11 protein-coding genes are annotated in these 22,835 nt (G+C 48.0%); all 11 read left to right on the forward strand.

The features are described 5' to 3' along the window. Positions 1-1,371 (forward strand): SGNH/GDSL hydrolase family protein, encoded by a 1,371-nt coding sequence (locus L3C95_RS09740; protein ID WP_236387189.1) that lies wholly within the window; start codon positions 1-3, stop codon positions 1,369-1,371. Between the two features lie 4 nt (positions 1,372-1,375). Then, a complete protein-coding gene (locus tag L3C95_RS09745; protein WP_236387191.1) occupies positions 1,376-3,688 on the forward strand; it encodes a GH92 family glycosyl hydrolase in 2,313 nt (770 codons plus the stop codon). A 183-nt stretch (positions 3,689-3,871) separates the two neighbouring features. Next, on the forward strand, positions 3,872-6,973 hold the full coding sequence (locus tag L3C95_RS09750) for a SusC/RagA family TonB-linked outer membrane protein (protein ID WP_236387193.1): 3,102 nt from the start codon (positions 3,872-3,874) through the stop codon (positions 6,971-6,973). A 111-nt stretch (positions 6,974-7,084) separates the two neighbouring features. Continuing rightward, entirely contained in the window at positions 7,085-8,545 is a 1,461-nt protein-coding gene (locus L3C95_RS09755) for a RagB/SusD family nutrient uptake outer membrane protein (RefSeq protein WP_236387195.1), read from the forward strand. A 137-nt stretch (positions 8,546-8,682) separates the two neighbouring features. After that, positions 8,683-10,392: a RagB/SusD family nutrient uptake outer membrane protein gene (locus L3C95_RS09760; protein ID WP_236387197.1), complete on the forward strand. Its 1,710-nt coding sequence runs from the start codon at positions 8,683-8,685 to the stop codon at positions 10,390-10,392. A gap of 10 nt (positions 10,393-10,402) precedes the next feature. After that, complete coding sequence (locus L3C95_RS09765; RefSeq protein WP_236387199.1) at positions 10,403-10,831, forward strand: DUF5004 domain-containing protein; 429 nt, start codon at positions 10,403-10,405, stop codon at positions 10,829-10,831. 21 nt (positions 10,832-10,852) lie between these two features. Beyond that, positions 10,853-11,815 carry a DUF4961 domain-containing protein gene (locus L3C95_RS09770; protein ID WP_236387201.1) on the forward strand — a complete coding sequence of 321 codons (963 nt, stop codon included), beginning with the start codon at positions 10,853-10,855 and terminating at the stop codon, positions 11,813-11,815. A gap of 24 nt (positions 11,816-11,839) precedes the next feature. Continuing rightward, positions 11,840-14,917, forward strand: a complete 3,078-nt coding sequence (locus L3C95_RS09775) for a SusC/RagA family TonB-linked outer membrane protein (protein WP_236387203.1) — start codon at positions 11,840-11,842, stop codon at positions 14,915-14,917. A gap of 23 nt (positions 14,918-14,940) precedes the next feature. Further along, complete coding sequence (locus L3C95_RS09780) at positions 14,941-16,647, forward strand: RagB/SusD family nutrient uptake outer membrane protein (protein ID WP_236387205.1); 1,707 nt, start codon at positions 14,941-14,943, stop codon at positions 16,645-16,647. Positions 16,648-16,681: 34 nt separating this feature from the next. After that, complete coding sequence (locus tag L3C95_RS09785; RefSeq protein WP_236387207.1) at positions 16,682-19,738, forward strand: SusC/RagA family TonB-linked outer membrane protein; 3,057 nt, start codon at positions 16,682-16,684, stop codon at positions 19,736-19,738. Positions 19,739-19,767: 29 nt separating this feature from the next. Beyond that, positions 19,768-22,680 carry a discoidin domain-containing protein gene (locus tag L3C95_RS09790; protein WP_236387209.1) on the forward strand — a complete coding sequence of 971 codons (2,913 nt, stop codon included), beginning with the start codon at positions 19,768-19,770 and terminating at the stop codon, positions 22,678-22,680. The last annotated feature ends 155 nt before the right edge of the window (positions 22,681-22,835 follow it).

The raw sequence follows: 22,835 nt of genomic DNA on the forward strand, positions 1-22,835 counted from the left end.
ATGAAGAAAGTACTCTATTCCGTTTCACTTTGCCTGGCATCATTATCTGCTGCCGCCCAGGTGAAACCCTTCCAGCAGAATGACCGCGTGATCTTTGTAGGTAACAGTATCACAGAAGCCGGCGCTTATGTGTCTTATGTTTATCTCTATTACATGACGCATTTCCCCGACAGAAAACTGGTCATTATGAATGGCGGCATTGGTGGTGATAAAGCATCTGATATATACAGAAGGCTGGACTATGATATCCTTGCCAAAAAGCCCAATACGCTGGTGTTGACATTCGGGATGAATGATACGGGGTATTTTGAGTTTAACAGCGATGATGCAGATAAGACGGCACGTGAACGTATTGAGGCTTCCCGCCGCAGTTATGAGCAGATAGAGCAACGCCTGCTGCAACTACCTGATCTGCAAAAGATCCTGATGTCTTCTCCTCCTTATGATGAAACAGCGAAGATCAAAGGCAACTACTTTAAAGGTAAGTCTAAAGCGATGCAGGAAGTGGTGGCTTTCCAGGAAGCTGCTGCGAAAAAAAATAAATGGCCGTTTGTGGATCTCTTTCGTCCGATGACGGCTCTAAACGCCCGTCTCCAGGAAAAAGACACTACATTTACGATGATCGGTCCGGACAGGATCCATCCTGGTAATGCCGGTCACCTGGTGATGGCTTCCCTGTTCCTGAAAAGTCAGGGTCTGAGTGGCCAGCCGGTGGCTGATGTACGTATCGAAGGGGGAAAATTAAAGCAGGCGCAGAACTGTAAAGTAAGTGGTCTGAGTGCCAGTGCAGGAAAAGTCAGCTTTGATTACCTGGCGGCTGCTTTACCTTTCCCGATGGATACCGTATCCCGTATATGGGGAAATGACCAGAAGCAGTCCGACGCCCTGAACTGGATCCCTTTTACCGAAGACTTTAACCGTGAAATGTTGTCTGTTGCGGGACTGCCGGCAGGAGACTACAAGCTGCTGATAGATGGTCATCCGATTGGTAAATGGTCTGCCGATGCATTTGCAAAAGGCATTAACCTGGCAACACAGCAGGAAACGCCTCAGTACAAACAGGCGCTTTCTATCATGCAGCTGAATATGCGTCGGATGGAAACGGAATCACGCCTGCGCCGGTATTACTGGGTACAGGGCAATTTCTTTGATAAAAAGAATATGCGTATGCAGGATGATGCCGCTGCATTGGATAGTGTCCGCCAGCAGGCGCAGAAAGATGGCATGCTGCGTTACCACGAAGAGAATTATGAAACGGCTATGTACAAGGAGCTGCGTACACACTGGCAGGAAGAGATTGACCTGATCATCAATCTGGTATATCGTTTGAATAAACCTGTCAGCCATAAAATTGAGATCGTTAAAATTTAATATAGTGAAGAAGAATAGTAAGCTATTAACGGGCGCCATACTCATGGCGCCTTTCATCAGTTTAGCGCAACAGCCGGCTGACTATGTCAATCCATTCATAGGCGCCAGTACGAGCACCGGAGCAGCCGGCATCTATCACGGATTGGGTAAAACCTTTCCGGGTGCTGCAACGCCTTTTGGTATGGTACAGCTGAGTCCTAATACCATCACCGGTGGCGACAACGGCTCCGGGTATAGTTATGAGCATACAACTATAGAAGGCTTTGCCTTTACGCAGATGAGTGGTATCGGCTGGTATGGCGATCTGGGGAATTTTCTGGTGATGCCTGCGACTGGTCCGCTGCAGACGGTTGCCGGTAAACCGGAACATCCGGAACAAGGCTATCGCTCTTCCTACGCAAAAGAAGATGAGAAAGCCAGTGCGGGTTACTATGGCGTAAAACTGACGGAGCACAATATCAAAGCAGAGATGACGGCCGCTCCGCATAGCGGTATCCTGCGCTTTACTTTTCCTGCTAATCAGCAATCACGTATACAGATAGACCTGGCCCGCAGGGTAGGTGGTACGTCTGTATGGCAGGAAGTGAAAGTGATCGATGATCATACCATCGCGGGTTATATGCGTTGTACACCTGATGGTGGCGGCTGGGGAAATGGTGATGGAAAGGCAAATTACACCGTATACTTCTATGCACAGTTCAGTAAGCCGCTGCGTAAGTCCGGAGTATGGAGCGCTGATATTCCGGATGATTGGTCCCGCAAACGCGAAGACATTGAGAGCGACCGTTATCAGCAGCAGATCGCTAAAGCCGCTGTATTGCCCGGTGTAAAAGAAAAGGCCGGCAAACACCTTGGTTTTTATACAGAATTTGCTACTACTGCAAATGAAAAAGTATTGATGAAGGCCGGTATCTCTTTCGTGAGCGTTGATGGTGCAAAGGCGAACCTGCAGGCAGAAATAAGAGGCTGGGATTTCGATGGTGTACAGCAGCATGCGAAAGCATTGTGGAACCAGGCATTAGGTAAGATAGCTATCAGGGGAGGTACTGAAGAAGAACGCAAAGTATTCTACAGTGCCCTGTATCATACGATGATTGATCCGCGTCATTGTGCAGATGTTGATGGTCAGTATATGGGTGGCGATGGCAAGGTGCATACAGACAAAAACTTTCGCAGACGCACCATCTTCAGCGGATGGGATGTGTTCCGCAGTCAGATGCCTCTGCAGACCATTATCAACCCTGCTGTTGTAAATGATGAGATCAATTCACTGGTGACGCTCGCGGATGAAAGCGGTAACCATTATCTTGAACGTTGGGAGATACTGAATGCTTACAGTGGTTGTATGATTGGTAATCCTGCTGTGTCTGTGATCACGGATGCTTATGCAAAAGGTATCCGGAATTTCGATGTACAGAAAGCGTATGGCTTTGCAAAGAATACCATAGAGAAATTCGGGAATGGTAGTAAGGGCTATTCTACCGGCGGACTAAGTATATCCTTAACACTCGAGTATGCATATACTGAATGGTGTTTAGGCCGGTTGGCAGGTTTTCTGAATAAAAAAGAGGATGCGCAGACATATACGGCGCGCGGCGCCAATTACCGTAATGTATTTGACAGCTCAAAAGCATGGTTCCGTCCGCGCAATGATGATGGCAGCTGGCAGGCATGGCCGGAAGATGGTCGTATGCGTCAGGGATATGGTACTATCGAAAGCAGCCCTTATCAGCAGGGATGGTTTGTACCACAGGATGTGCCAGGAATGATTGCACTGATGGGAGGAAAGGAAAAGGTACTCGCCGATCTGACGGCTTTCTTTGATAAAGCACCGGAGAACATGATGTGGAATGATTACTATAATCATGCGAATGAGCCGGTGCATCACGTACCTTTCCTGTTTAATTACCTTGGTACCCCATGGCTGACACAAAAGTGGACACGCGCTATCTGCGCACGCGCTTATCATAATTCCGTGGAGGGGCTGGTGGGTAATGAGGATGTCGGACAAATGTCCGCCTGGTACGTACTGGCAGCCAGTGGCCTGCATCCGGTATGTCCGGGAAGCACCCGTTATGAAATCACCAGTCCTGTGTTTGATACGATTACTTTAAAGCTTGATCCTGCATATGCCAAAGGCAGGCAGTTCAGCATTGTTGCGCGTAACAACAGTGCTGCAAACCGTTATATCCAGAAAGCCTGGTTAAATGGCAAACCTTATAAGTATGCGCATATTGATCATGCGGATATTGCCAGCGGTGGCATCCTGCTGCTGGAAATGGGAGCAAGGCCCAATAAAGACTGGGGTATAGAATAAATCCAGTTCAGCGAATGGCGGTACCGGTGTTGTAACGTGTCATTACAACAAGGGAGAGCAGAAAGCTGCTTTTTACGCACCGGTACTGCCATGTCGTTTGTCAACGAACATGCATGTCAGCGTTATGAAATGAAGTCAGGGTTAACCGCTTCTCCCCGTTTTTGTTAATTCAAACGGTCATGTATGTATTCCACAGTTTCCTCCTATGGCCCTTTCATGCGCTATAAAAAGCGCGGGTCTGTTGCCGGCTTTTCTTTTGTTCAACTATTCCCTCTATGTTTCTTTTTAGTCCTGCTGCTGACTGGTGTACAAGCATCTGCTACTAAGCTGTATGCAGATACGCTTATCACTGGCCGCGTAAGCGGCGAAGGGAATGAACCTTTACCAGGTGCTAATGTAACCCTACGCAGTGCGCCTTCAAAAGGTGTAAGGACCCGTCCTGACGGTACATATAGTATACAGGCTTCTCCACAGGATGTACTGGTTGTTACTTTTGTAGGATATGCCCGTCAGGAGGCCGCCATTAATGGCAGGCAACGCGTAGACATTGTTTTACAGGCCCAGGCGACCAGTCTTGAAAAAGTAGTGGTGGTGGGTTATGGTACACAGAAAAGAGGAGAGGTAACAGGGGCCATTTCCTCTGTTGATGCCGGTGATATCAAAGATCTGCCAGCTGCCAGTCTGCAGCAATCTTTACAAGGTAAAACCGCCGGTGTACAGATTACCCAGAACTCCGGTTCACCGGGTAAAAACGCGCAGGTCCGCGTCAGGGGATTAACCTCTATCAACAACTCAGATGTACTGTATGTCGTGGACGGCGTACCGCTGACGGCCAACGGGATCAATGCGATCGATCCTTCAAATATTGCTTCTGTTCAGATACTGAAAGACGCTTCTTCGCAGGCTATTTATGGTTCAAGAGGTGCGAATGGTGTGGTGCTGATAGAAACAAAGAAGGGTAGCAGGAATTCGTCTCATATTTACTTCAATGCTTATGGCGGTGTACAGCAACTCAGGAAGAAACTGAAAATGCTGGATACCCGGGATTTTATTACGTTGAATACCGAAGCATATAAGAATGCGGGACAAGCTTCTCCATGGGGCGATCCGGCTCAATATCAGCTGAACACCGACTGGCAGGATGCGATGTTCCGTACGGGGCCTATCCAGAGTTATGATCTGGCGTTTGCCGGTGGCAGCGAGAAGCTTACTTACCGCCTGAGTGGAAACTATTTTAACCAGGACGGCATCGTCATTGGTTCTTCTTTCAAACGTGCCTCTTTGTCGCTTAATTCAACGTTTAAGGCCAATGATAAGGTGGAGGTAGGAGAGAATATCTCTATTGCGAAAAGTACACAATACCTGGTGGGAGAAGGCGCTACCAGCAGGGTGGATCTGTTGTCGGCACTTAGTATGGATCCTACGGTGCCTTTACTGGATTCAGCGGGTAACTATGTACCGGCCAGGTATTCGGATATCCAGAACCCCATTGCCAGCATCAATAATATTTCCAAAAATCATCCATATAATAACTGGTCTGTTGTAGGCGCTACGTATCTGCAGATCAAACCGGTGAAAGGACTGTCGTTGAGATCTAACCTGAGTATTGATCTGAACTTTTTAGATGACAAGGCTTTTGCGCCTTCCTATTATGTGTCTGCTGCACAGAATAATCCGATACCTAATCTTTCGCAGACAAAAGCCGTCGGCTATAGCTGGACATGGGATAACACTGCTACTTACGAACAGCGGCTCGGAGATGATCATGAGATAAAGTTACTGGCAGGTGTTTCTCAGCAGCGTTTCAGTTATGATTTTATCAGGGGGAGTAACCAGGGACAACCCGGTAATGATCCTTATCTGCAATACCTTGATGCAGGTACTGCCAATCCTGCTGTAGGCGGCAGTATGGTGCGCTGGAGCCTGCTTTCATATATCGGTCGCGTTAACTATAATTTCAGGGAGAAATACTTCTTAACTGCCACCTTGAGAAGAGATGGTTCTTCCAAGTTTGGCGCAAATAACAAGTATGGTAATTTTCCTTCTGCCTCTGTCGGTTGGTCGTTGACCAAAGAGGGCTGGTTTGACAATGTAAAAGCACTTCATTCATTGATGTTAAGGGCCAGCTGGGGGGTAGTGGGTAATCAGTCCAGCGCCGGTTATTATGACTTCTCTTCGACCATTAACAACTATTATTATGCCTATGGCAATCCGGCCAATGCGGCTTTGACTGCCGAACCCAATGGATTAGGTAACCCTGACCTGAAATGGGAGCAGGTGCGCCAATGGGATATCGGTTTTGATTTCAGATTGTGGGAAGGCTTGAGTGGTACGGTTGATTATTATAACAAAAAGACAAAGGACATGCTGTTGCGGATCCCTATTTTATATGAAAGCGGATTCTCTACCGGTCCGCTGACCAATGTGGCATCTATGTTCAACGCAGGGTTTGAGTTTCAACTGGACTACAATCATACCTTTGGCAATGGTGTAAGTCTGAATGCCGGTGTAAATCTTTCTACGCTTAAAAATAAGGTACTGAGTTTACAGAATGAAGGGGCACAGATCTTCAGTAGTCCGAATATGACCCGTGCAGGCCAACGGGTTGCTGAATTCTACGGTTATGTATTTGACGGTATTTTCCAGAACCAGCAAGAGATTGCCAACCATGCTACACAGCCGAATGCAGCGCCTGGCGATATCCGTTTTAAAGATCTGAATAATGATAAGGTGATCAATGATCTTGATCAGACTTACCTGGGATCGCCTATCCCGAAAATCCAGTATGGTTTTAATGTGGGTGCAGGGTATAAACGCTTTGACCTGAACCTGTCCTTTTTCGGCGTAGCCGGCAATAAGATCTATCAATCCTACAAATACAACACAAACGGCTTCTTTATCTCCAACTACAATATGGAACAGGAGACACTGGGCCGGTGGCATGGTGAAGGGACGAGTAATACTATTCCCCGCCTGAATGCGAATGATCCGAATTACAATGCGCGTGCTTCCAGCTACTATCTGAGCAGTGGTTCTTATCTGCGTCTGCGGAATGTGACCCTGGGTTATAATTTCCCGGGTAAACTGATGGAGAGATGGAAGATGAGTGGACTGCGGGTATTCGTCTCCGGACAAAACCTGCTGACGTTTACAAAGTATGACGGTTATGACCCGGAAATCGGGATCACTTTCGGTGGTAATGCCGGTACCCTGAACCTGGGACAGGATCAGGTGAACTACCCGCAGCCGAGAATTGTTACTGCCGGTTTGAACCTTACTTTATAATGCTTGCCCTGCATTCCTTCGTTCATGCAACGAGGAACGAATGCAGGGTAACAAATATATAGTAAATGTCAGTCTGGGTATCATCTTATCGTATCCATTAAAAACAGTTGTATGAAATTTATTAATTTTCTTTTAGTCTTTACTGTTGTATTTACTTCCTGTTCCAAGTTCCTGGAAGAGGATCCTACAGCGCATTTATCTACCACTACATATTATAAAACCGCTGCTGATGCAGAAGCTGCTATTAATGCCGTTTATGCCGCCGCCAGGCCACAGAATTTCTTTGCATTGGAAACCCGTATTGCGGTAGGTGATGTTATGTCGGATGATGCGGAAAAAGGTGGCGGCGGCGCTTCCGATGTGGCGGAGATGCAGCAACTGAAGTTATTTGTTGCCAAACCGGATAATGGTTATGTAGAAGGCGCCTGGCAGGCTAATTTCCATGGCATCTACCTGGCTAATCTGGTATTGGACAGGGTGCCACCTATTGCGATGAATGAGACGGATAAGCAAAGGATCCTTGGGCAGGCCCGCTTTTTCCGTGCTTATTTTTATTTGCAGCTGATGGAGCTATTTGGGAATGTACCCCTGATCACGAAACCGTTACAGACAGGAGATTATAACCAACCGCAAGCCACACCTGCACAGATATGGGCGCAGATCGAACTGGATGCGGATAGTGCGATAGCGGTATTACCACAGCAGAGCGAACTGACCGTTGATAAGAACGGAAAAGCGACTGTTGGCGCAGCGAAAGCATTGTTATTGTATGCATATCTGTGGCAGCAGAAATGGGCGGATGCACAACGTATAGGAGATGAGATCATCAATTCCGGTCAGTATACCCTGGCGGCGGATTATACAAAGATCTTTACCACGGCAGGAGAGTTCAATATCGGTTCCATCTTTGAGATCAATATGGCAAATGTGCCGGGGAAAAACGTGGGAAGTAATATCAACCTCTGGCAGAATCCCCGGAATACCTGGGGCTATGGATTTGTTTGTCCGACGCAAAACCTGGTGAACAGCTTCGAACCAGGCGATCCGAGGCTAAAAGCGACCGTTATTGCCAATGGCGACCTTCTTTCGGATGGTACGGTGGCAAATACGACTTCCAGCCAGACAGGATACTATAATAAGAAATACTGGCTACCTCAGAATGAGATTCCTTACAATAACGGGGGCGGCGCAGGGGATGGTCCGACCAATGAGCGTATTTACCGCCTGGCGGTGGTCATGTTATGGACGGCTGAAGCGGCAGTGCATAATGGCGAGGTGGGTCATGCGACTGACCTGGTTAACAAAGTGAGGGAAAGGGCGCGTAAAAGTGGTGGGAATACCGATATGCGGATATTACCGCCTTATGGGACCGTGACGCTGGACAATATTTACCATGAACAGCGGGTAGAAACGGCCCTGGGGGATCATATCCGTTTTTTTGAGCTGGTGCGGACCGGCAAGGCGGCAGGCACATTACCCGGTTATAAAGAAGGGATACACAATCACCTGCCTATCCCTTTGCGGGAGATCCGGTTAAGTAACGGACTGCTACGACAGAATGAGGGATATTAGGACCCTGTACAGGCGCAGGGAGGTCATTTTTGATAAAATCAGTATCCGGATGGCGGTAGGCTTCTTTTGAGGTGTCATAATAAAAATGGGGACATAGATTTTATCACCAAAAACTGAACGCTACCACGTATTACGTTATGAAACTGACCTTCATGTTCGCAGCTTCCCTGTGCCTGTGCATGGGAATTCTTACACTGGTATCCTGCAGTGACAAGAACTTCCTCGATCAGACGGAGACAAGCAACCTGGACGAGAAATCGGTCTTTTCCGACAGTGCCAGGACAGTACAATTCCTTACCAACATTTACATTGACATCGGTTTTACTGAGAATGCCACCCGTTTCGGGAACGGTGGACTGGACGCTGCCTGTGATGAGGCTGAGCCGCAGAAGTCGGCTTCTATCACCACTTCTGTCCAGTTTGCCACGGGAACCGTCAATCCTTCTATTATCAGCGGTGACGCCTGGAGTTTATGTTATACGAACATCCGGCGGGTCAACCTCCTGCTGAAACATCTTCCAGGTACGCCTATTCCTTCCTATATCCGTAATGTAATGGGGGCAGAGGCCCGTTTCCTGCGGGCGTGGTATTATGCCATCCTCCTGAAGCATTACGGGGGGATACCGCTTGTCGGCGATTCCGTGTATAATGTTACGGACCAGATCCCGGCCACCCGTCATTCTTTTAAAGCATGTGTGGACTATATCGTCTCCGAATGTGATGCTGCCGCTGGCGCATTGCCATTGGAGCGGGTAAGAGAGGATTATGGCCGCGCCAGTGGTGGCGCCGCAATGGCCCTGAAAGCAAGGGTATTGCTGTATGCTGCCAGTCCGCTGTTCAATGGCGGAAACGTAGATCCTCAGAATCCGCTGACCGGTTATACCGATAATGTGCCCGAGAGATGGAAACTGGCCGCAGATGCAGCAGCCCTTGTGATGAATTCCAATGCTTATTCCTTGTATGAGGACAATGCCACGGCGCCGGGTTATGGCTTTTATAAAGTGTTTACCCTGCGTGTCAATTCAGAGTATATCCTGGCAAAAATGCAGGGGTTGAACCGTGAACTGGAGACTGCCTGGCAACCACCTTCCCGTGGCGGTGGACAGGGAGGATTTCCTTACCAGGAATTCGTAGACGCTTTTGGTATGGCGAATGGTAAACCGATCACAGATCCTGCTTCGGGTTATGCCGCAACGGATCCTTATAAGGACAGGGACCCACGGCTTGCTTATTCTGTGATTCGTGACCAGACGCCATTGATACAGAACAATGGTCTGAAAGAACCGGTCAATATCTACCTCACCACAGGTGGCAGTGGTGTGAGCCAGGACGCCGTACTGGCGGGAACGCCTACCGGTTACTATACGAAGAAGATGCTGGATGAAAATATCAGCGCCAACTTTATTCATGGTAGTCAGCGTTGTTTTCCATTGATCCGGTATGCAGAAGTACTGCTGAATTTCGCAGAAGCGAGTAATGAATTTGACGGGCCGACACAAGCGGTGTACGATGCGATACAACTGGTGCGCAGAAGAGCGGGACTGATGCCCTATGAATTACCTGCCGGACTCTCAAAGGATCAGATGCGGGAGGCAATACAGGCCGAAAGGAGAGTGGAACTGGCATTTGAAGGACATCGTTTCTGGGATGTGAGAAGGTGGAAGATCGCTGAAACCACACAGAATAAGGCGATGACCGGTATGAAAGTAGTCCGCAATGGCAACAATGCCACATATACCGTCTTTCCCGTACGTAAACATAATTTCCGCAAGGCTATGTACCTGTGGGCAATTCCACAAAGTGAAACCGCCAAATCTCCCGAACTGGCGCAAAATCCAAACTGGTAAAACAACCACCATGAAAGTAAGCATCTCCTTTTGTTTACTGATACTGTTACTCAGTATCAATGCCTGCAAACGGCAGGAAATATCTGTGCCTGAGCAGATAAAAGACATTTCGGGTGAGTGGCGTATCGTCAAGGCAGTCCGGAATGGCGTAGAAATTACTACGCTGGCAGATTTCACGAAGTTCAGAATACATTTCAAAGAGGGGCAGTACAATATTGAGCATCCGATGCCTTTTGTCGTGAACAAAAACGGTAGTTATTCACTGGATGATCCCGCGTATCCTTTACGCATCTCGTTCCTGCAAACGGGCACCGATGCTGCTGTCAGTACCGGTTTTACTTATCCGGTAGTGAATGGTAAACGTAACATGGTGTTTTCCTTCAGTCCTGGTTGCGCATCCAATACTTATCTGTACACACTTGAAAGAGTGGCTCCCTAACCTGATTCAATACGACACGATATGAAAAAATATATATGGATTATAAGCGGGATGCTGCTGTTCCTGGCAGGCTGTGTGTTCCTTGATAATGTGGTGCAACCTGCTGATGCCAGACCTGGCGAAGAGATGACCATTACGATGGAAACGCGCATTGATGTGGCAGATGGCGGACGGTCTAATGTGCGGCTGATCATTGGTTTCCTGGCGCCTAAGAACTGGCAGGCCGGTGCAAATTCTTCTATCACTTATACCACTAGGGCCTATGGTAGTGGCAAAATGGTACCCGTACCACTGAGCGTAGATGCCGGCGGCGGACAAAACTGGCCGGCAGCCCTGAAGAACCGTTTCGGCATGGGCGGCAACTTTATGGCAGACGACCTCGAATGGGTGGTGTTCTGGACGGAGCAGTCCTATAGTGTGCCGCAGGGCGTAAAAGAGACGATTAATGTAACGATTAAGACAATGCCTGGTGCGGAGAGCGTACAGTTTAAAACCGGCTATTTCGTGGGTACCAGTACGGATGGACTCAGCGATGTATTCGGTTCTAACAACGTGTATAAAAGCCGCTTTATGGATTGCTTCACCGTGAGTGATGGTATCAGCGATCTGACTGATTTCTGTAATCCGCAGATCGGCGCGGTAACACCTGGCGTAGCGACAGACAATGACCTGCTGACTATCTCATTTGATCCGGATGTAGTATCTACAGCGCTCAGCGGAGAAGCGAATATCTATCTGTGCGCGAAAGCTTATACCAGTACCGGTAAACTGCTGGACGCCTGTATACAGACAGACCAGTCGAAGCTGAAGCCTTACACCGGCAGGAAATCGGCTATTACTTTCTGGCCCCGTACGTATTTCAGTATGCAGGAAGGGGATAAGCTGGAGAAGATAACGTACTTCTTTACAGATGCCAGCGGTACTACAAACGTGGGTTACAGCAATACAGCTAATCCATTCGTCTACACGTTCAAATGCCAGTAAAACATGTCGCATAAAAATTATACAATGGCACTCAATTATATTCAACGATATATCTCTGCGCTTAGCTGTCTGCTATGCCTGCTTAGCGGCAGCGTATACGGGCAGGGGGCTGCTGGCATTGGCGGCAGACTGGTAGATGCTTATGGTCAGCCGCTGGCAAAAGCCCTTGTTTACGTTAAAGGAACAGGCGACAGCACATTTACCGACGCAGCAGGAAAATTTACACTGGCAGCCGGGCGCAACAGCGTTCTTGTAATGCAATATCCCGGCTATAAACAGCTGCAACATGTTGTAAAAAACAATACCGTCGTGTTGCGTATGGAAGAAGTTTTCATTCCTGATCCGGAGCACATCCCTGTATTATACGGAGAGGCGGATCGTCGCAGTAGTGTGGGCGCGATAGGCACTGTATATACCAGTCAATTGTCATCTACACCGGCTACTTTGTATGCCTATGCATTACCAGGACGTCTTGCGGGCTTGTATACCCAGCAAACAAGTGGTTTCCGCAATCCTGGTACCGGCAATAACTTTGATGTGGATCAGTTTGTAGGAAATATCCCCAGGTCGGGCGCACTGGAAGCGAATGACAACGCTGAGATCAATCTGTGGTTGCGGGGACAAACGCCTGTCACGATCGTAGATGGTGTACAACGCGATGTGTTTTCTATAGATCCGGAGAATATTGAATCTATTTCTGTGCTGAAAGATGGATTGTCTACTATCTTATTGGGACAGCGTAGTTCACGGGGTGTGTTACTGGTGGCCACCAAACGTGCCCGTGCCGGTAAACCACGTTTGTCATTTACCGCACAGACAGCGATACAGCAGTCTTTAAGTATGCCAAAAGCTTTACCAGCCTGGCAGTATGCATACCTGTTAAATGAAGCTTTGCAGAATGACGGCAAAGCGCCTTTATACAAAGAAGCAGACATACGTGCGTTCCGTGATCATTCCGATCCTTATGGTCACCCTGATGTGAACTGGTATGACCAGGTATTGAGAGATAATGCGCCTTTGTCACGATATAATCTGAACATCAATGGCGGTGGGGATGTAGCCCGTTATTCCGTATCACTGAATTATACCGGTCAACAGGGCATCTTCAAATCATCACCAGAGAATAGTTATACGACGAATGCCGGTCTGAAAAGATACCTGATCAACACAGACGTCAATATCGACGTCACCAGTAACCTGAATGTCGGCATGCAGTTATTCGGCCGTTTACAGGAAGGTACACAACCAGGAGCAGGTACCGGTAAAATACTGAGTGATCTGCTTTCTACTCCCAATGCAGCCTATCCTATCACCAATATCAACGGCAGCTGGGGTGGTACAGGTAACCTGACCACCAACCTGCTGTCATCTACGGTCAACAGTGGTTATATTCAGGACAATAGTAAAGACGTGATGGCGAATGTGGACCTCCGTTATGACCTGGGTGACTGGCTGCCTGGTTTGTCGCTGAAAGGCAAGGGCAACCTGTCGATCCAGTCCGCCAATGCGATTAACCGCAGTAAGCAGGATCTTGTTTATAAAATGAACGTCACACAGGGCGACACCACGTATGCCAGGTTTGGGCAGTCGGTGAGCCAGCACAATGACTTTATCTCTGTTTTCAATGCACAGTATTTCTTCGGACAGATCTCTCTGAATTATGATCGTCAGTTTGGTGGGCACGGACTGAGTGCCATTGTGCTGGCGGACAGAAGACAGACGATCTTCAACTATGACCTTCCGGGTAAAGCCACGAACCTGTCAGCGAAGGCTACGTACAACTATGGTAACCGATATTTTGCGGAAGCTGCCATCAACAGAAGCGGTTATAACCGCTATATGCCGGGCAGACAATACGGTACCTTCTATGCGGGCGGCATTGGCTGGGACATCGCCAGGGAAGCCTTTATGCAGGACCAGGCAGGTTGGCTGAACCAGTTGAAGCTGCGGGCTACCTATGCGCAGACGGGCAATGGGATCGATAATTCCGGCTACTATATCTGGCGTCAGGATTTCAGTGAGAACAATGGCATAGGTGGTGGTATTTATGAACAGGGTACTGCCCGTTCACCGGCGTCCGGTTTCCAGGAAAATGGATTGGCGAACAAAAACATTTCATGGGAGACAGCCCGTAAGATAGATGTAGGTGTTGACATCTCCCTGTTCAATAACCGTTTGCAGGTAACGGGTGATTATTATCATGACCGTTACGCGAATCTTTTACAGATAAGAGGAAAGAGTATTGGTTTATCCGGAGCGGCCTATCCACCGGAAAACATTGGCATCAATCTTTACAAAGGAGGAGAGCTGACGGTGACCTGGCAGTCGGATATCAACGACTTCCATTATTTCATCACTGCAAATGGCAGCGTGGAGCAGAGCAGGGTGATTTTCATGGATGAACAACGGCGCGATTATGAATGGAACAAACGAACAGGACAACCGGTAGGTATGCGTTTCGGATATATTGCAGATGGCTTTTTGCAGACAGCCGAAGAAGCTGCCGCTGCACCTGTCATTACCGGTTACCAGCCATTACCCGGCGATATCAAATATAAAGACCTGAATGGAGACGGTGTGATCAATCAATTTGATGAAGCGCCTATTGCCAGATCCAGTCCACGTATTTACTATGGCATCAGCGCCGGTATTTCCTGGAAGGGGCTGGAATTAAGCGCCTTGTTGCAGGGTGTCAGTAACCGCACAAACTACGTAGCCAACTTTGCTACAGAGTTAGGATTCCAGTTCGTCAACTTCACTTACGGACAGGCTTACGAACAGATTACCGGCCGCTGGACACCTGAAACAGCAGGTACAGCAACATATCCCCGTTTGTCTGCAGATGCAAACTACAACTACAATAAAGCCAGTTCTACTTTCTGGGTGCGTAACGGCAACTACTTCCGTCTGAAGAATGTGAGTATTGCCTATAACCTGCCTTATGTATGGGTACAGCGACTGAAACTGGGCGGGGTGAAAATCTTTGCCAACGGGTTGAACCTGTTCACACATGCACCTTACGATTTTGTAGATCCTGAAGTTGGAGTAGGCGCCTATCCGATTCAACGGGTATTGAATACAGGTCTGAATATTAAGTTCTAGTCAGCCATTTTAAATAAAGTAACATGAAGCAATTCCCAACTATATTTCTCCTGGCCGGCTTCCTGATTGCCCTGGTAGCCTGTAAAAAGGATTACGAAGCGGTACCGCTTGAGAAAGTGACGATAGAATATGTCTTTGACAAAGATGATTCGCTGGGTACTTATGCGAATAAGTTCCTGAATACGGTGTATTCCAAATTACCCGGCGGTTACAACCGCGTAGGCGGTGATCTGCTGGATGCAGCCTCTGATGATGCTATTTCTGGTTTTACCGGCACTACCAGCGTATCTAAACTCGCAACAGGCGCTTATACTTCTTTTGAGACGATTGCGGAAGAAACACCCTGGAACAGCGCTTATTCGGCTATCCGGGCGGCAAGCATCTTTGTGTCTAATATTAATATTTCTCCGGTGAAAGATAAGTTGCCTAATGGTAATTCGGTGCGTTATGCCTGGAAAGCAGAGGCGCGGTTTATCAGGGCGCTGTTTTATTTCGAATTACTGAAACGTTATGGTGGTGTGCCTTTGATGGGTGATGAAGTACGGGAATTAGGAGATGATGTACAGGTGCCACGTAGTTCTTTTGAAGAATGCGTACAGTATATCGTTAGTGAATGTGATGCGATCAAGGATAGTCTGCGTCCGAATCCGGTTGTAGCGCCGGAGCTGAACAGTCACCGTGCTACCAGGGGTGCAGCACTGGCATTAAAAGCAAGGGTGCTGTTGTATGCTGCGAGCCCGCTGTTTAACGGGGAGAATATCGATGCAGGCAATCCACTCACCGGTTATACCGGTTATAATAAAGAGCGCTGGAAACTGGCGGCAGATGCGGCCAGAGCGTTGATAGACGAAAATACTTTTTCCCTGCTGCCTAACTTCAAAGATATCTTCATCACACAGAATAACAGTGAGGTCATCTTCTTCCGTCAGGGAGGTAATTCAACGGATATTGAATCAACGAACGGTCCGGTAGGTTTTGCGCAGGTAGCCCGTGGTCGTACCAATCCGACACAGGAGCTGATAGATGCTTTTCCTACGGATGCGGGCCTTCCTATTACTGACCCGGCGTCAGGATATGATGCGAATGCCCCTTATGCGCATCGTGATCCACGTCTGACGATGAGCATCATTTACAACGGTGCGAGATGGCTGAATACAGAGATACAAACGTATGAAGGCGGTCAGCACAGACCCGGCGGAGCGGAGCCTGGTACCAGGACAGGATACTATATGCGCAAGTTCATGGGCAATTTTGAGAATGCGACCCAATACAGTAATACCAGTCATGACTGGATACTGCTGCGTTATACCGAAGTGCTGCTCAATTTTGCGGAAGCGGAAAACGAGTACAATGGTCCTACGGGAGAGGTGTACCAGGTATTGAAAGACCTGCGTGCCCGTGCAGGTATCACACCTGGAGATAATGGGCTGTATGGATTACGTCCGGGTTTATCTCAGGATGAAATGCGTCAGCAGATCCGCAATGAACGTCGTATAGAGCTGGCCTTTGAAGAGCATCGTTTCTGGGATATCCGTCGCTGGAAGATCGCACACCAGGTGTATGGCAAGCCGCTGCATGGCATGAGTATTATCCGGAACGGAGGAGATCTGTCTTATAGCGTAGCGGAAGCCTTCAAACCGGTGTTCAGTGCGCCGAAAATGTACCTGTATCCGATACCGTACGACGAGGTAGTGAAAAACGACAATATGCGCCAGAATCCTGGATGGTAAGCTTTATTCCTGACATGAAATCAACTGATTGAAGATGAAACATATTTTACTGTTGCTGCTGTTGGCCATTTCCCTGTCTTCGATGGCACAGCAAAAAAGCATAAGCGGTTCTGTGAAAGACCTGAATGGCGTATTGCCTGGTGCGGCAGTTGTAGAGAAGGGCGTGCCTACGAATGGGGCTATTACAGATGCAGATGGCCGGTTTAAACTGACCCTGAAGGGAAAGTCGAATGCGGTGATCGTGAAGCTGATCGGGTTTACAACCCAGGAAATCAGTGTAACAGGTTTAGTGACGCTTGACGTCATATTACAACCTGCTACACAGGGAATTGATGAAGTAGTTGTGGTGGGTTTTACGCAGACAAGACGTATTACAAATACCGGTGCGGTAAGTGGTATTACCGGGGCTGAGATCAGGAATGTACCCACTGCCAATGTACAAAATACACTGATGGGTAAACTGCCAGGATTTGTGTCGCAGCAACGTTCCGGTCAGCCGGGGAGGGATGCGTCTGACTTCTTTATCCGTGGTGTGAGTTCGCTGAACAGCGAGGGAAACAAGCCATTGATCATTGTGGATGATATTGAATACTCTTATGACCAGTTGCAACAGATCAACGTCAATGAGATTGAAAGTATCTCTATCCTGAAAGATGCGTCCACTACCGCGATATATGGCATTAAGGGTGCTAATGGCGTACTGGTGGTAACGACCCGCAGAGGTAAAAGCGGCCGTCCGCAGGTAAACGTGCGTGCAGAATCAGGTCTGCAGGCGCCGGTAAAGACGCCCAGGTTACTGGATGCTTACAATACGGGATTGCTGGTAAATGAAGCCTACAAGAATGACGGTCTGACGCCACTGTTTACGGATGCAGACCTGGAGCTATTCAGAAATGGGAAAGATCCATATGGCCATCCGAATATCAACTGGTATGAAACGGTGTTTAAGAAATTTGCGCAGCAGGCAAATACCAACGTCGATATCTCCGGTGGAACGGAGGCCGTGAAGTACTTTATTTCCGGTGGATTTTTAACACAGAACGGGCTTGTAAAGGACTTTTCTGATCCCCGTAATGAAGTGAATACAAACTATTTCTTCCGCAGATATAACTTCCGCTCCAATCTCGATATGCGGGCGAATAAGACGCTGACACTGCGTCTTGATCTGACAGCGCGTTTCGGTGATATCAACGAACCACATGCGGCGAATGTGGTATCGGAAGTCTATAATTTTGAAAAGATACATCCTTATTCCGCGCCTGTTATGAACCCGGATGGTAGTTATGCGTTTGCAGCGGATACAAAAGATAAGCTGCCGACTATCAACGCCCGTCTGGCGAATGGGGGGTATACCCGTAGTAAGCGTACGGACTTTAATGCCTTATTTGGTGCTACGCAGCAACTGGATTTTATGACGAAGGGTTTGTCCCTGACAGCCCGTGTGGCTTATGCCGGTGTAGAGCAATATTCCAGGAACCTGTTCCGGCCAGAGGATCCGCCTTCTTATCACTATAATCCCGTGGACAGGTCTTATACATTGGATCCCCGTGGAAATTACCGTTTACAGGCTTACAGGGTTACAGGGAATACGGACCTGTACAGCAGGAATGTGAACACGCAGGCGTTCCTGAATTACGACCGCAGCTTTGGTGCGCATACCTTTAACTCACTCATACTATACAATAAGCAGAGTTATGCCTTTAAATCGGATGTTCCGGCCAATTTCCGCGGACTTTCCTTCAAGGTTGGCTACAACTATCAGCAGAAATATCTGATCGATTTTAACGGGGCTTATAATGGTTCTGACCGTTTTCAGGCGAAGAAAAGGAACGGTTTCTTCCCGGCAGTAGGTGTGGGCTGGAATATTTCACAGGAGTCGTTCTTTAAGGAACGTAATCTGCCTTTCAGTCTGTTGAAACTGCGTGGTTCCTATGGTGTAGTGGGATCTGATGTGACGTCGGGCAACCGCTATCTCTATCGTCAGGAGTATTACTATAGTGGCGGTTACTCCTTCGGAGAGAATGATTCGCAACAAAGTTCTATTTATGAGGGAGAATTGGGTAATATGGATGTAAGCTGGGAGAAAGCGAAGAAAGCAGATGTGGGTATCGATATGAATCTGTTTAAAGACAAGCTTTCTGTGACGGTCGATTATTTCCATGATATCCGCTATGATCAGCTGGTACGGAAGGGTTCTGTTCCCGGTATTATCGGTATTGGTTTCAGTCCGACGAATGTGGCCAGGACAAGTAACAGGGGGTTTGACGGGCAGATCAACTACCGTGGCAGCATCCGTCGCGTGAACTTCACCACCAGCCTGGTATTCCAGCATTTCAAAAACAAGGTACTGTTCAAGGATGAAGCACAGCCGGCTTTCCCCTGGTTGAGGGAAACAGGTCGTCCTATCGATCAGCCATTCGGCTATACTTTTATCGGGTATTATACACCGGAGGATATTCAGAAGATCCAGGCGAATACGCATGATAAACCCGCTACGCCGCTGAGTGAATATCCGATCCAGGCAGGTGATCTCAAATACAGGGATCTGAACAACGACGGTATTATAGACAATAATGACCGCGGCCCTATCGGTCGTCCGAATCTGGCTAATACGGTGCTTGGTCTGACACTGGCAGCTAATTATAAAGGGTTTAGTGTGAGTCTGCTGTTCCAGGGAGCGTTTGGGTATAGTTTCAGTGTGGTAGGTACCGGTATCGAGACTTTTCAGAGTCAGTTTCAGCCTATCCACCAGGAAAGATGGACGCCGGAGAATGCGGATAATGCACAATTCCCTCGTCTGACCAGCAATCCGACTACTGTAAATAGCGCACGCACCTATATGTCAGATTTCTGGTTGATCGATGCACGTTATGTACGTCTGAAAACGATCGATCTGGGGTATCAGTTGCCAAGCCGCTGGTTACCACAACGCCTTAACAACGCGCGACTGTACCTGAGTGCTTATAACCTGTTAACATGGACCAACTACGATAAGTACCAGCAGGACCCCGAGGTATCCAGCAACTCAGCGGGCGACGCTTATATCAATCAGCGCGTTGTCAATCTGGGGGTGCAGATCGGCTTTAAATAAATACAAACTAACGAGGAAAATTTGCTAAAATGTTCAGAAACAAACGATGGGTGCTGTCAGCGGTCTTAGGGATATTATGCCTGGCGGCAAACGGACAGGAAAAGATCATGACCTTAAACAGCAGCAATGCGGCCGTGAAGTGGAAGGTAAAAGCGGCAGCGGAGCTGGGACAGACAACGGATATTCATACAACAGCTTATAATGACCAGGACTGGGTGAAGGGGATTGTACCCGGGACGGTGTTCGGCTCATTTGTGGCGGCGGGATTGGAGAAAGATCCTGATTATGCGGATAACATTTACCGGGTAGATAAAGCGAAGTATGACCGGGACTTCTGGTATCGCAGCACGTTTACATTTTCCCGCCGGAAAGCAGGAGAGCAGCAATGGCTCAATTTTGAAGGCGTGAACAGGAAAGCGGAAGTTTTCCTGAATGGCCATCGGCTTGGTTTACTGGATGGTTTTATGGACCGGGGAAAGTTCGATGTGACGAACCTGTTGCGGTATGACGAGCCGAATGTACTGGCTTTGCTGGTGAGCTGGCCAGGGACACCTATTGTGAACTATTCAAGTCCTACGTATATCTCCAGTGCCAGCTGGGACTGGATGCCTTATGTGCCCGGACTGAACATGGGTATTACAGATGATGTATACATTACCGGTTCCGGCGCCATTACTATCCAGGATCCGTGGATACGCACCAGCAGTGCTGATACGGCGCTGGCGAAACTGAGTGTTTCGATGGAGTTGGAGAATCATTCAGCACAGGCGCAGGAGGGTACTATTTCCGGCACGATTCAGCCGGGTAATATCCGTTTCTCCAAAAATATAAAGCTATCAGCCGGACAGACGGAACAAGTCTCTTTTCAGCCGGAAATAGCCCATCCACAGCTTTGGTGGCCGAACGGGTATGGTAGTCAGCCGTTATATACCTGCGATCTGCAATTCACCGTAAAAGACAGCGCGTCTGACAGCCGAAAAGTGACTTTTGGTGTGAGACGTTTCAGTTATGATACCACCGGTGGTGTGTTGCATATCTATATCAACGGACAAAAGATCTTCATCAAGGGCGGTAACTGGGGGATGTCGGAGTACCTGTTACGTTGTCGGGGCAGTGAGTATGATACGAAGCTAAAGCTGCATCGGGAGATGAATTTTAATATGGTGCGCAACTGGATCGGGAGTACGACAGATGAAGAATTCTATGATGCCTGTGATAAATATGGCTTGCTGGTATGGGATGATTTCTGGTTAAATTCACATCCGAACCTGCCCAAAGATATCTTTGCTTTCAACAGGAATGCGGTCGGGAAGATCAAGCGGCTTCGTAATCATGCCAGTATCGCGGTATGGTGTGGCGATAATGAAGGGTATCCTTTACCCCCCTTAAACAACTGGCTGAAAGAGGACGTCGCCACGTTTGATGGGAATGACCGTCTGTACCAGGCAAATTCTCATGCTGATGGTCTGACGGGTAGTGGTCCGTGGACGAACTTTGCCCCCGCCTGGTATTTTACCAGATTTCCCGGTGGATTTGGCGGTACGCCCGGATGGGGACTACGTACAGAGATCGGTACCGCGGTGTTTCCTTCTTTTGAGAGCTTTAAACAGTTTATGCCTGATAGCAGCTGGTGGCCACGTAATAAAATGTGGGACCTGCATTTCTTTGGTCCTTCGGCGGCTAATGCTGGTCCGGACAGATATGACGAAGCGATCAACAAAGGTTACGGTACAGCCAGTAATATTGAAGACTATTGCCGGAAGGCCCAGCTGGTGAATATTGAAGTCAATAAGGCGATGTATGAGGGTTGGTTACATCATATGTGGAATGATGCTTCGGGTATTATGACCTGGATGAGTCAGTCGGCTTACCCAAGTATGGTATGGCAGACTTACGACTACTACTACGACCTGACAGGCGCTTACTGGGGCGTGAAAAAAGCCTGTGAGCCTTTGCACATTCAATGGAGTGCGGCAGATAATTCTGTAAAGGTGGTGAATACTACTTTACAGGATTATAGTAACCTGAAGGCGGAAGCGATTGTATATAACATGGATGGAACGGTGGCCAGGCAAATTGGTCGGACGGCGACTATCCGTGCTGTTGCCAACAATACAACACCTTGTTTTGATTTGAATTTTAACGCCGATAATCTGGCATTCAGGAAAACAGTGGTTGCTTCCTCTTCTTCCCCGGAGAGCGCAGGTGCTACTGCTGTAGCAGATGGTAGTGTTGGTTCCCGTTGGAGCAGTAACTATAACGACAATGAATGGATCTATGTGGATCTGGGTATTGCGCAGGAAATCAGTAATGTCGTATTGATCTGGGAAGATGCACATGCGGCTGCTTATAGTTTACAGGTCTCTGATGATGCGCAGTCCTGGACAGATGTCTATAAGACAGAGACAGGTAAAGGCGGTACGGAAACTATTGCCTTGCAGGCGGTGAGAGCGCGTTATGTAAGAATGCTGGGACGTAAGCGGGCTTCACAATGGGGGTATTCTTTGTATGAGCTGGAGATATATGGTAAACGTAGTACAAGCCTTTCAGATGTACAATTTATACGCTTGCGCCTGAGTGATGCGAAAGGTAATCTGCAATCTGATAATTTCTACTGGAGAGGCAACCGGAATGGTGATTATACAGCGTTGAATGAACTACCAGCCGTACAGCTGAAGGTGAGTTCGAAGGCGGTGCAGGTGAGTGATAGTACGCGCATTACAGCGACAGTGAGCAATCCTTCCAATGCCGCAGCACCTGCATTTGCGGTCTGTGTGCAGGTGGTAAGAGCGGGTGACAATGAACGGGTATTGCCGGTGGTGATGAGTGATAACTATTTCACGTTGATGAAAGGGGAGAGTAAACAGCTGGAGATTTTTTTTGAGAGGAAATTGTTGGAGAGTGGTGGGTATAAGGTGATTGTTATGCCTTATAATAAATAGCTGGTATTTTTTTTTCATTGCATCGGAGGGGGCGTCTTCTATGTTGAAAAACAAGCCTCGAGAATAAAAAAGAATAAAAAAAGATCTATAAGGGCTGGTTCTTAGGAACCGGCCTTTGTTATTCCTATAAAAATAATCTTCTCTAAGCAGACATT

It is taken from the genome of Chitinophaga filiformis (assembly GCF_021646545.1).
GTDB lineage: Bacteria > Bacteroidota > Bacteroidia > Chitinophagales > Chitinophagaceae > Chitinophaga > Chitinophaga filiformis_A.

What these genes read in the sequence shown, in the direction of transcription:
- L3C95_RS09740 (WP_236387189.1), top strand. Translation starts at nt 1, where the DNA reads ATGAAGAAAGTACTCTATTCCGTTTCACTTTGCCTGGCATCATTATCT.
- L3C95_RS09750 (WP_236387193.1), top strand. Translation starts at nt 3,872, where the DNA reads ATGTATTCCACAGTTTCCTCCTATGGCCCTTTCATGCGCTATAAAAAG.
- L3C95_RS09755 (WP_236387195.1), top strand. Translation starts at nt 7,085, where the DNA reads ATGAAATTTATTAATTTTCTTTTAGTCTTTACTGTTGTATTTACTTCC.
- L3C95_RS09760 (WP_236387197.1), top strand. Translation starts at nt 8,683, where the DNA reads ATGAAACTGACCTTCATGTTCGCAGCTTCCCTGTGCCTGTGCATGGGA.
- L3C95_RS09765 (WP_236387199.1), top strand. Translation starts at nt 10,403, where the DNA reads ATGAAAGTAAGCATCTCCTTTTGTTTACTGATACTGTTACTCAGTATC.
- L3C95_RS09770 (WP_236387201.1), top strand. Translation starts at nt 10,853, where the DNA reads ATGAAAAAATATATATGGATTATAAGCGGGATGCTGCTGTTCCTGGCA.
- L3C95_RS09775 (WP_236387203.1), top strand. Translation starts at nt 11,840, where the DNA reads ATGGCACTCAATTATATTCAACGATATATCTCTGCGCTTAGCTGTCTG.
- L3C95_RS09780 (WP_236387205.1), top strand. Translation starts at nt 14,941, where the DNA reads ATGAAGCAATTCCCAACTATATTTCTCCTGGCCGGCTTCCTGATTGCC.
- L3C95_RS09785 (WP_236387207.1), top strand. Translation starts at nt 16,682, where the DNA reads ATGAAACATATTTTACTGTTGCTGCTGTTGGCCATTTCCCTGTCTTCG.
- L3C95_RS09790 (WP_236387209.1), top strand. Translation starts at nt 19,768, where the DNA reads ATGTTCAGAAACAAACGATGGGTGCTGTCAGCGGTCTTAGGGATATTA.